Source organism: Pseudomonas sp. B1(2018) (genome assembly GCF_003097365.1).
GTDB lineage: Bacteria > Pseudomonadota > Gammaproteobacteria > Pseudomonadales > Pseudomonadaceae > Aquipseudomonas > Aquipseudomonas laurylsulfatiphila.
This window is the reverse complement of sequence record NZ_PYUK01000009.1, coordinates 1-11255: the sequence shown is the minus strand read 5'-3', so window position 1 is coordinate 11255 and position 11255 is coordinate 1. Positions and strand designations below refer to the sequence as shown.

9 protein-coding genes are annotated in these 11255 nt (G+C 62.2%); 6 read left to right on the top strand and 3 right to left on the bottom strand.

All coding sequences use genetic code 11. The features are described from left to right. The first annotated feature begins 772 nt into the window (after nt 1–772). From C9422_RS15645 to surE, 3 genes are all read left to right on the top strand, one after another. The gene (locus C9422_RS15645; protein WP_116581254.1) at nt 773–2350 is read left to right on the top strand and encodes a DUF1302 domain-containing protein; all 1578 of its coding nucleotides are present in this window, start codon (nt 773–775) and stop codon (nt 2348–2350) included. 23 nt (nt 2351–2373) lie between these two features. Next, nucleotides 2374–3753: a DUF1329 domain-containing protein gene (locus C9422_RS15640; protein ID WP_116581253.1), complete on the top strand. Its 1380-nt coding sequence runs from the start codon at nt 2374–2376 to the stop codon at nt 3751–3753. A gap of 78 nt (nt 3754–3831) precedes the next feature. Then, complete coding sequence (gene surE / locus C9422_RS15635; RefSeq protein ID WP_116581252.1) at nt 3832–4809, top strand: 5'/3'-nucleotidase SurE; 978 nt, start codon at nt 3832–3834, stop codon at nt 4807–4809. 190 nt (nt 4810–4999) lie between these two features. Here surE and C9422_RS15630 read toward each other — a convergent pair whose 3' ends face one another. Genes C9422_RS15630 through C9422_RS15620 form a run of 3 tightly spaced genes read right to left on the bottom strand, consistent with a single transcriptional unit; the run spans nt 5000 to nt 7864 of the window. After that, the gene (locus tag C9422_RS15630) at nt 5000–6115 is read right to left on the bottom strand and encodes a 3,4-dihydroxy-2-butanone-4-phosphate synthase (RefSeq protein WP_116581251.1); all 1116 of its coding nucleotides are present in this window, start codon (nt 6113–6115) and stop codon (nt 5000–5002) included. After that, complete coding sequence (locus C9422_RS15625; RefSeq protein WP_116581250.1) at nt 6112–7038, bottom strand: alpha/beta hydrolase; 927 nt, start codon at nt 7036–7038, stop codon at nt 6112–6114. Before C9422_RS15625 ends, C9422_RS15630 begins: the two co-directional genes overlap by 4 nt. Next, a complete protein-coding gene (locus tag C9422_RS15620; protein WP_116581249.1) occupies nt 7025–7864 on the bottom strand; it encodes an SDR family NAD(P)-dependent oxidoreductase in 840 nt (279 codons plus the stop codon). The genes C9422_RS15625 and C9422_RS15620 overlap by 14 nt, the downstream gene beginning before the upstream one ends. 146 nt (nt 7865–8010) lie before the next feature. Here C9422_RS15620 and C9422_RS15615 point away from each other — a divergent pair, with 146 nt between their 5' ends. From C9422_RS15615 to nudE, 3 genes are all read left to right on the top strand, one after another. After that, nucleotides 8011–9054 carry a Rieske 2Fe-2S domain-containing protein gene (locus C9422_RS15615; RefSeq protein ID WP_116581248.1) on the top strand — a complete coding sequence of 348 codons (1044 nt, stop codon included), beginning with the start codon at nt 8011–8013 and terminating at the stop codon, nt 9052–9054. Between the two features lie 136 nt (nt 9055–9190). Next, nucleotides 9191–10321, top strand: a complete 1131-nt coding sequence (locus tag C9422_RS15610) for a helix-turn-helix transcriptional regulator (RefSeq protein ID WP_007986294.1) — start codon at nt 9191–9193, stop codon at nt 10319–10321. An 87-nt stretch (nt 10322–10408) separates the two neighbouring features. After that, entirely contained in the window at nt 10409–10957 is a 549-nt protein-coding gene (nudE, locus tag C9422_RS15605; protein ID WP_116581247.1) for an ADP compounds hydrolase NudE, read from the top strand. The last annotated feature ends 298 nt before the right edge of the window (nt 10958–11255 follow it).

Genomic DNA, 11255 nt, shown 5'->3' with positions numbered 1-11255 from the left:
TAAGCCGAAGACCGCAGTTCCCTCTGTAGGAGCTGTCGAGTGAAACGAGGCTGCGATCCTTCAAAGGCCAGATCAAAAGATCGCAGCCTGCGGCAGCTCCTACAGAGATGACCGCTGCCCCCACCCCCGTGTAGGAGCTGTCGAGTGCAACGAGGCTGCGATCTTTCAAAAGCCAGATCAGAAGATCGCAGCCTGCGGCAGCTCCTACAGAGAAGACCGCAGCCCCCATTCCCTGTAGGAGCTGTCGAGTGCAACGAGGCTGCGATCTTTTAAAGGCCAGATCAAAAGATCGCAACCTGCGGCAGCTCCTACAGAGAAGACCGCAGCCCCCATTCCCTGTAGGAGCTGTCGAGTGCAACGAGGCTGCGATCTTTCAAAGGCCAGATCAAAAGATCGCAGCCTGCGGCAGCTCCTACAGAGATGACCGCTGCCCCCATTCCCTGTAGGAGCTGTCGAGTGCAACGAGGCTGCGATCTTTCAAAGGCCAGATCAAAAGATCGCAGCCTGCGGCAGCTCCTACAGAGATGACCGCTGCCCCCACCCCCGTGTAGGAGCTGTCGAGTGCAACGAGGCTGCGATCTTTCAAAAGCCAGATCAAAAGATCGCAACCTGCGACAGCTCCTACAGAGATCCGGTGCGGCTGTTCCCGTACAAATCGCTTAGTCCGCTTGGACGATGTTGTGCGCAAGTCGTGACTCCATAGTCGCCCACAGCACCAATCACCCCCCTGAAATGCAGGTCGGGCAGGTCTGACCTGGGCCATGAGGACGACATGATAAAAACAATAATCGCCCCACCAACACAGCACCCTCGCGTACAGCTGGCATTGCTGTTGCTGGCTGGCGGATTAAGCGCTCACGTTAACGCCATGAGCTTTCAGCCGAGCGAAGACTTGAGCATCGACTGGGACACCACACTGACGTACAGCCTCGCCTGGCGGACCGAGTCTCGCGATCACAAACTGACTGCCGATGCCAACGCCAACGATGGTGACAACGCGTTCGATAAAGGCAGCCTGATCAATAACCGCAGCGGCTTTCTCACCGAAGCCAACATCAAGTGGCAAGACAACTACGGCGTGTTCGTCCGGGCGACCGGTTTCTACGATAACGTCTACGATCAGGGCAACGACAACACCACCGGCACCTCGAACTGCTTCGCCGGTGGCCATTGCAGCCAACCCGATCGTTTCTCCCAGGACACCATCGACCAGCATCGCAATGAACTGCGCATGCTCGATTACTACGCCTACGGCACCTGGGACGTGAGCGGCCACGCCCTCAACGCGCGCCTGGGCAACCAGGTGGTGAGCTGGGGTGAAAGCCTGTTCTACCCGGGTATTTCCGCAGCGCAGAGCCCGGTCGACGCGACCAAGGCGACCACTCCAGGTGTCGAGGTCAAGGAAATCCTGCTGCCGGTCGGCCAACTGTTCACCCAGTTCGCCCTGACCGAAAGCCTGGGTATCCAGGCGTACTACCAATACAAGTGGGAAAAGACCGAACTGTTCGGCGTAGGCAGCTACTTCTCCACCACCGACTTCATCGATGAGGGCGGCTTCAACGACGCCTCCGGTTTCGTCACCCGCCTCAAGGACGACAAGCCGAGCGACAGCGGCCAGTACGGCCTGGCCTTCACCTACGCTGCCGAGTCGTTGAACAACACCGAGTTCGGCATCTACTACTCGCGTTACCACGACAAGACCCCGTCCCTGGACTTCGCCTCGACCCTGGGCCGCTACCAGGTGCGCTACTTCGACAACATCGACCTGTTCGGCGCGAGCTTCGCCACCGTGCTGGGCGACGTCAGCTGGGCCGGTGAAGTCAGCTACCGCGACGGCACGCCAGTGATGGTCGACAACGGTTTCTCCAGCCCTGTGCGTGGCAAGACCGTGCAGGCGCAAACGTCGATGATCTACGTGCTCGGCCCGACCTCCTTCGCCGACAACACCACCCTGACCGGCGAGGTGGTCTACAACACCGTGGTCAGCAACGACAAGTCCCAGCCGGTCACCCTGGCGCCGGGCTTCGCGCTGCCGGGAACCGACAGCCTGGTCTATGACCGCGATGCCTGGGGCTACACGGTGCAGGCGAACTTTGACTACAACGACGTGTTCAGCGGATGGGACATGTCGGTGCCTGTCACCTTCAGCGCCGCCGCCCACGGCGACAGTTCGATGGTCGGCTCGATCAACGCCGGCCAGAACGATAACCGCGCCAGCATCGGCAGTTCGTGGCGCTACCTGGGCAACTTTACCGTCGAGGCCCGCTACAACGCCTACCTCGGCAACGCCAACAACAGCCCGTTGGCCGACCGCGACAACGTCGCGCTCAACTTCAAGTACCGGTTCTGATTCCCCTGTCGGAGGAGCACAGCATGTCCAGATTCACCCAAACATTATTGAGCACGGCGCTGACCGTCGGCCTGCTCGGCAGTGGCCTGGCCTACGCCAAGGTCAACCCCGAAGAAGCCGCCCGCCTGGGCCAGGACCTCACCCCGATGGGTGCCGAAAAAGCCGGCAACGCCGACGGCAGCATCCCGGCCTGGACCGGCAAATGGCGCGGCCTGCCACCCGGCCTCAAATACGCCGGCCCGGGCACGCCGTACCCGGACCCGTACGCCGCGGAAAAACCGTTGTTCGTGATCGATTCTAAGAACATGGACAAGTACGCCGACAACCTGACCGATGGCCAGAAAGCGTTGCTCAAGCGTTACCCTGACACGTTCAAGATCCCGGTGTACCCGAGCCACCGCGACTTCCGCCTCGATCAGCGCCTGGAAGACCAGGTCAAGAAAAACGCCGTCACTGCCGAACTCGACAATGACAACAACGACACGAAAAACGCCTGGGGAGCTTCGCCGTTCCCGATCCCGAAGAACGGCAGCGAGTTGATGTTCAACCATACCTTGCAGGGGCGCGCCAGCACTGAAGAGGCCGTCTACGGCCAGGCGGTGGTGTACTCCAACAAGGAAAAGGTACTGGAAGAGGTCGACTACAAGATCTTCTCGATCTGGTCGAGCCCGGACAAAGCCCTGGATACCGCCAACGGTGTATTCACCCACTTCCTGATCACCACCCTGGAGCCGGTGCGCAAGAAAGGCGAGATCGTGGTCGGCCACGAGTTCATCAACCCGACCGCCTCCCCGCGCCAGGCCTGGCAGTACAGCCCGGGCCAACGCCGGGTACGTCGCGCACCGACCGTGGGTTACGACTCGCCGACCGGCGCGGGAGGTTTCCGCGTGTACGATGAAGACCGGTTGTTCAACGGTGCGCCGGACCGCTACAACTGGACCATCGTCGGCAAGAAAGAGATCTACATTCCGTACCACAACTACAAGATCGACGACCCGAGCGTAACGGTCGACCAGATCCTGGACACCACCGGTCACGTCGATCCGCAGTACATGCGCTACGAGAAACACCGCGTCTGGGTGTTGCAGGCCAACCTCAAGGAAGGCGCCCGCCACGTGTATGCCAAGCGCGTGCTGTACCTCGACGAAGACACCTGGTCGGCCACCATGGCCGACAACTACGACAGCCGTGGCCAGTTGTGGCGCACCAACATGCAGACCTCGATCTACGCCTACGAGATGCAGCGCTACCACGCTCGCCTCGGCATCTACCACGACCTGATCGCCGGCTCCTACCTGGTTGACCGCATGCTGGTCGATCAGAAACCGGCCAAGCTCAACGCCACCGCCTTCACCGAAGACGAATTCACCCCTGGCAACCTGCGCAAACTCGGCACCCGCTAAACTCACAACGCCCCGACCGATTTCTTCGGTCGGGGCGTTGTGCTTTGTAAAATCCGCGCCTCCCACGGAACAGTCCCCATGAACAAACTCCTCACCGGCGTCATCGCCATGGCCAGCGTTGGCCTCTCGATGCAAGCCAACGCCCTGAACATCCTGCTGACCAACGACGATGGCTGCCGCGCACCCGGCATCGATGCGATGTACCGCGCCCTGACCGCTGCCGGACACAAAGTCACCCTGGTCGGCCCGTTGAACGACAGCAGCGGTATCAGTGCCGCCAGCGTGGTCGTACCCGGCCAGGCCCTGGCGGTGACCGAACTGGCGGCGGGCCGGTATTGCGTCGGACCACCGGAGGGCTATACGCCGCCCGCCGGCAAGACCTCCGCCATTGGCACGCCGGTGGATGCGGTCAACGTCGGCCTCGACGTGATCCTCAAGGATTCGCCGCCGGACCTGGTGGTCTCGGGCAGCAACTTTGGCGAAAACGTCGGCCCGCTGACGCAGATGTCAGGCACCCTCAACGCGGCTGTGCGGGCGATGTTCAAAGGGGTTCCGGCGGTGGCGGTGTCCACGGCCATCGACATGGACCTGATCATCCGCGACCAGCAGGCCGGGTACCGCAAGACCCTCGGTGCGATGGACGACACGGCACGCTTTGCCGTGAAGGTGATCGAACAGGCGAGCCTGGCCGGTACAGAATCCAGACAGGCCTGTGCCAGGAGCAAACATCAGTGCGATTTGAACGTGCTGGGCCTGCCGGGCGTCAGCGGCCTGAACCTCAACTACCCGCCGCTGAAACCCGATGAGGTCAAGGGCGTGAGCTTTGCCCCGATCGGCAACTGGGACCGGGTGAACTTCACCTCCCAGCGCGGTGCTGATGGTGTGGTCCACGTCAACCTGGCCGCCCCGTCGTCACCGACCGAAGCCCAGCAAAAGGCCGATGCGTACCTACTGTGGCAAGGCCATGCAGTAATCACCGTGATCGACGGCAACATGACGGCACCGGCGGCGGTGCAGGATCAGGCGAAGAAGATGTTGCGCGGGATCAAGCCATAAGCTGAATCCGTGGGAACACACTGACCTGTGGCGAGGGGGCTTGCCCCCGTTCGGCTGCGAAGCAGTCGTAAAATCGGCGAATGCGTTCTCACTGAAAAAACGCGAACGCTGATTCCAGGGCCGCTGCGCGCCCCAAGGGGGGCAAGCCCCCTCGCCACAAAAGCTCGCTCCCACAGGTTTTGTATTTGCTTTAGCCTGCGGGCTGAAACGGCACGAACTCAGTCACCTCCAGATCAAACCCGGACACAGCCTTGTAGGGCACCGGCGAGCTCATCAGGCGCATTTTGCGCACGTTCTGGTCGCGCAGGATCTGGGCGCCGATGCCCAGGGTCCGTTGCGGAAACTGCGGTGTGCGCGGCTTGCTGCCGCTGCGCTGGCGCAGTTGTTCGAGCACGCCGTCGGCGGTTTCCTTCTGTGCCAGCAACACCAGTACGCCGTTACCGGTGGCGGCGATGCTCGCCAGCGAGCGTTCGAGGGTCCACTGCTGTGTCCCGCCTTCGCTATCACACCCCAGCACGTCACGTAACGTCTCGATGCTTTGCACCCGCACCAGCACCGGTTGCGTGCTGTCGATCCGGCCCTTGACCAGCGCCAGGTGCAACGCGCCCTGGTAGGTGTCCTGATAGGTCGTCACCTGGAACTCGCCATGGCGTGTCTGTAACGGATACTCACCGCCGCGCTCGATCGTGCCCTCATGCAGGATGCGGTAGTGAATCAGGTCGGCGATGGTGCCGATCCGCAAGCCATGACGTTGGGCGAAGTCATGCAACTCGGCACCACGGGCCAGTTCACCGTCCTCGTTGAGAATGCCCACCAGGGTGGCCGCCGGTTGCCGCCCCGCCAGCCGTGTCAGGTCGCAAGCGGCCTCGACATGACCGGCGCGCTGCATCACGCCACCGGGCAAGGCCTGCACCGGGAAAATATGCCCCGGTTGCACCAGGTCCGCCGGTACGCTGGCCGGGTCGACCGCCACCTGGATCGACCGCGCCCGGTCCGCCGCCGAGATGCCGGTGGACACCCCGGTGGCGGCTTCGATCGAGCGGGTAAACCCCACGCCATGCTGCGCCCGGGAGTTGGGCACCATCAGGTCCAGGCCCAGCGCTTGGCAGCGCTGCTCGGTCAGGGCCAGGCAAATCAACCCGCGTGCCTGCACCGCCATGAAGGTGACGGCCTCGGCCCCGGCCTGTTCGGCGGCCATCAGCAGCGAGCCTTCGCCGTTGTGTTCATCGTCGGTGATCACCACCATCTGACCGGCACCAATGGCCTCGATCAGTTGCGGCACCGTGTTGAAAACCAGGCCGCTCATTGGAGTGCCCCGCGCAAATCGGCGCAAGCGTCCGTCAACGCTTGTGCTGCGGCTTCAACAAACGGCGCCATGCTGATAAAACCGTGAATCATGCCTTCGTAACGCTGCACGAGCACCGCCACACCGGCTTCGCGCAGGCACTCGGCCAACGCTTCGCCCTCGTCCCGCAGCGGATCGAACGCGGCGGTGAACAAGGTGGTCGGCGGCAAGCCTGCCAGGCTTTCGGCTCGCAATGGCGAGGCCAACGGATCATCCGCTTGTCCATCCTCTTGCAGGTATTGCTGCCAGAACCAGCGCATCGCCTTGGCGGAAAGCAGATAACTTTCGGCGAATTCCTCGAAGGACTGACTGTCACATCCCGCATCGGTGACCGGGTAGAACAGGCACTGATAGCTGATCTTCGGTCCCTTGCCTTGCGCCGCCAGTCGGCTGACCGCCAGCGCCAGATTGCCACCCGCACTGTCGCCGGCCACGGCCAGTCGGCTGCCATCGAAGCCAAGCTCGGCTGCATGCGCCACCAGCCAGCAGGTCGCCGCATAACAATCGAGCGGTGCGACCGGAAATTTGTGTTCAGGCGCCAATCGGTAGGCAACCGACACCACCACAGCCTCCGTTTGGCGCGCCAGCGAACGGCAAAGATTATCGTGGGTATCGAGATTGCCCATGACAAATCCGCCGCCATGGAAAAACACCAGCAACGGCAGGTTGGGCGCTTCCGATGGCCGGTACAGCCGTGCATCCAGATCACCGTCCGCGCCGGCCACTTTCAGATCGCGCACCTCGCTCATCGGATCGCCGGGGATGGCCGGCAACAGGTTATCGGAGAACTGCCGGTACTGAGCGGCATCGACCTGGCTGAAATCGGGTTCCCGGAGGTCGCGAAATTGCTGGAGAACCCCGGCGATCTGCTTATCGAGCGGCATGGGCATCGTCCTCTACGTCGGTCATTTGAAATTGCGGATTGGTCTCGCCCAGGATGCTTTGTACCCGGCGCTCAAGGGCCGGCTTGAAACCCTTGTGGGGCAGGATCCAGAAGCGTTTTTGCGCGACGGCGGCAAACACTAGCGCGGCCAGCTCCGCCGGGGTCATGCCCTGGCGAATGGTGCTGTCGAGCAGTTGACTGAAGTCAGATCCGGCGCTGTCCACCAGCTGGTTCGACGCCATGATTTCACTGGCCACCGGCCCCGGGCACAGCACTGAAACCGACACCGGCGCACCGAGCATGGCGAGTTCGTAATGCAGGGTTTCCGAGAGCGCGACCACCGCCTGCTTGGTCACGTTGTACGGTGCCATCAGCGGGCTGCTGACCAGCCCGGCAAGGGACGCAGTGTTGATCACATGGGCTGCCCGGCCCTGGCTGAGCAACAGCGGCACGAAACTGCGAATGCCGTTGATCACGCCGCCCAGGTTGACGTCGAGCATGCGCTGCCATTGCGCCTCGGTGATTTCCCAGCTGAAACCGGTCTGCATCACCCCGGCGTTGTTGAACAGCAGGTCGACCCCGCCAAAGTGCTCGACAGCCCGGTCACGCAAGCGCTCGACCTGCTTCACCTCACCGACATCGGTGACGCAGGCAATCGCTTGCGCACCACCGGTCTTCAATTTGTCGCACAGGGCTTGCAGGCCCGCCGCATCCCGATCCGCCAGCACCAGGCGCATGCCCAGTGTCGCCGCATGTTCGGCCAGGCCTCGGCCAATACCACTGGCGGCCCCGGTAATCACCGCGACCGGCCCTTGTTCATTACTCATCGCCAACTCCTGCCATGGGTCCAATGGCGCCAGTAGAGCGGGCCTACTTAAAGCAGCCATCGTCCATTCAGACGATGCCCGCTTTTACAGGGGCGGCAGAATCCCTTACATGCGCCAACCCCGTGATCCCTTGGGAGAATAATAAGATGAGTACCCTGCACCGCATCGAAGCCAAACTGCTGGAAGACCGCTACGCCCGAGGCTGGCATTGCCTGGGCCTGGCCGCGCAATACCGCGACGGCAAGGCCCATCGCCTGGAGGTGTTCGGCACCCGCTTGGTGGCGTTCCAGGGTGAAGACGGCGAACTGCATATTCTTGATGGTTACTGCCCGCACATGGGCGCCGACCTGAGCACCGGTTGCGTTGAGGGCAACTCGATCCGTTGCCCGTTCCACGCCTGGCGCTGGGGCGCCGACGGCGTGTGCGACGACATCCCCTATGCCAAGCGCATCCCGCCACGGGCCAAAATCAAAAGCTGGCCGATCATGGAAGAAAACCGGCTGCTGTTCGTCTGGAATGACCCCGAAGGCAACCCGCCGCTGCCGGAACAACGCATTCCGCGCATCGAGGCCTGCTACAGCGACGAATGGGCCGAGTGGGAAGTCGCCGAATTGCAGATTGGCACCAACTGCCGCGAACTGATCGACAACATCGCCGACATGGCGCACTTCGGCACTGTGCACGGCGCGCCGGTCGATGAGTTCATCAACATTTTCGAAGGCCACCTGGCCACCCAGATCATGCGCGCCCGCAGCGAACGCCTGTCCGGCGACAGCGTGTTGACCACCGAAGCCACCTACTTCGGCCCGGCCTATCAGATCACCGAAATGAACGGCGCCATGAACGGCCAGCCGATCCACTCGATCCTGCTCAACTGCCACGTGCCGATCGATCTGGACAGCTTCACCCTGCGCTACGGCGTGCTGGTGAAAAAAATCCCGGGGCTCAGCGAAGAGCAGAACCAGGAAATGGCCAAGGCCTACGTGGCACAGGCCCAGGCAGCCTTCTACGAAGACGTGGCCATCTGGCACAGCAAGACCCGCGTCGACAACCCGCTGCTGTGCGACGGCGACGGTCCGGTCTATCAGTTGCGCCGTTGGTACGAGCAGTTCTACACCGACGTCGAGGCACTGTCGGCGGACGTTGCCGAACACAAGAAGTTTGTCGTGCGCGCCAGCGAACGGGTTTGATATCAGCGGCTTTTCGCCCGCCCCGGGCCTGATTGGCAGCCGCCTGTCAGGCCCTGAGCCCGAGCGTTGCAAGGAGTCGATACCGGCGCTTATTCTCGGCCACCGCCAACGCTAATAATAAAAACGGTTTTTCCCTATGCAGCAGAGCCTCAGCCTCGATACGTTCAGTGATTTGATCGGCAACCTCTATCAGGGTCCGCTGGAAAACATTCCCTGGGCGACGTTCCTCAATCAGCTCAATGTGCATCTGAACAGCAAGTACGTGACCTTCATCCTGCGTCCGCCCAGCGCCCACGTGGACGGCTTGATGGTCAACACCACCGGCACTTCGACCGAGGCGACCGCGTCGTACAACAAACACTTTTTCAGCCTCGACCCCTTTGTCGACCTGCCCAACCGCCAGGTCGTGACCCTCGCCGAGTTTGTCTCCAACGACGACTGGCAGAATTCCGAGTTCTACAAGAACTTCCTAGAACCTGTGGACGTGTTCCACATCCTTGGTGCCGACATCAACACCGTCGACGGCGCCCAGTGCCGCATTCGCATCAGCCGCGGACGTGACGACAAGCCTTTCGGCAACGAAGAAAAGGCCATGCTCACGCATTTCATTCCGCACCTGGAGCGCTCGATCAAGATCCACATGCAGCTCAACCGCATCGAAGCCGAGCGCAACCTGTACGCCGGCGCGGTGAACCAGATGGCGGTCGGCACGATCATCCTCGACGAGTCCGGCAAGGTGCTGCAGACCAACCAGGTGGCCGACCGGCTGATCCAGGAAAAGGACGGCATCAAACTGGTCAACGATGGCCTGCAGGTGGGCACGGCCCGGGACACCCAGGAGTTCCGCCGCCTGGTCAAGCAGTCGCTGTTGTCGCAAAAGAGCAGCAACCCGTCGGTGGTCGAAGCCCTGCGCGTGCAGCGCCCGTCCGGCAAAGCGGACCTGGGGATCATCGTGCGCTCGGTGCCATTGACCGACTGGAGCGAGGGCAAACAGTGCCCGACCGTGGTGATTTTCATCAGCGACCCGGAACAACAGTCCACCGCGCCGCAGGAAATCGTGCGCGCGCTGTTCGACTTCACCCCGGCGGAAACCCAGCTGGCGATGCTGCTGGCCAACGGTCTGACCCTGGACGAAGCCTCGGAAGAGCTGGGCATCAGCCGCAACACCTCGCGGGCCCACCTGCGCTCGACCTTCTCCAAGACCGGCGTGACCCGCCAGACCATGCTGGTGCGCCTGATCCTGCGCAGCGTCGCGACCCTCGGCTGAACCTCATTGCCGCCCTCGTCCGCTCGGACGATGGCGGCCCCCGTTGTACAGCGCACAGTGTCCTCATCCCAAACAGGGGACTGCCCCATGCGCAACTGCCCGACCATCCTCAAGACTGAACTGCTGGCGCAAAGCGGCCACTTTCAGATCGAAGCCCTGCACCTGCAATTCAGCAACGGCCAGCAGCGGGTCTACGAACGCCTGCGCGGCACCGGTTATCGCTCGGTGATGCTGGTGGCGATGCCTGATCCTGCGCATGTGCTGCTGGTGCGCGAATATGCGGTCGGTGTGGAAAAAACCATACTCGGCCTGCCCAAGGGCGGCGCCGAGCCCGATGAAGACTACTTGCAGGCGGCGCAGCGCGAACTGAGCGAAGAAGTCGGCCTGCGCGCCGCACGCCTCACCGAACTGGGCGAGCTGACCCTGGCACCGGGGCATTTGTGCCATCGCTACCGGGTGGTACTGGCCGAACAACTGAGCCCCTGCCAACTCGAAGGCGACGAACCCGAACCCCTTGAATGCCTGCGAGTCCCCCTGGCACAGATCCCCGAACTGGTGGCCCGCGGCGACCTCCACGAAGCCAGGGCCATTGCCGCGCTGTTCATGGCCATGGGCGCCATAGCACGCCGTGGCTGATACACCCATCTCTGTAGGAGCTGCCGCAGGCTGCGATCTCTTGATCTTGCCCTTGAAAATCAAAAGATCGCAGCCTCGTTGCACTCGACAGCTCCTACAGAGGAGGTTGCGGCGCTAATACACCGTAATTGATACACCCATCCTTGTAGGAGCTGCCGCAGGCTGCGATCCCTTGATCTTGCCCTTGAAAATCAAAAGATCGCAGCCTCGTTGCACTCGACAGCTCCTACAGAGGAGGTTGCGGCGCTAATACACCGTAATTGATACACCATCCTTGTAGGAGCTGCCGCAGGCTGCG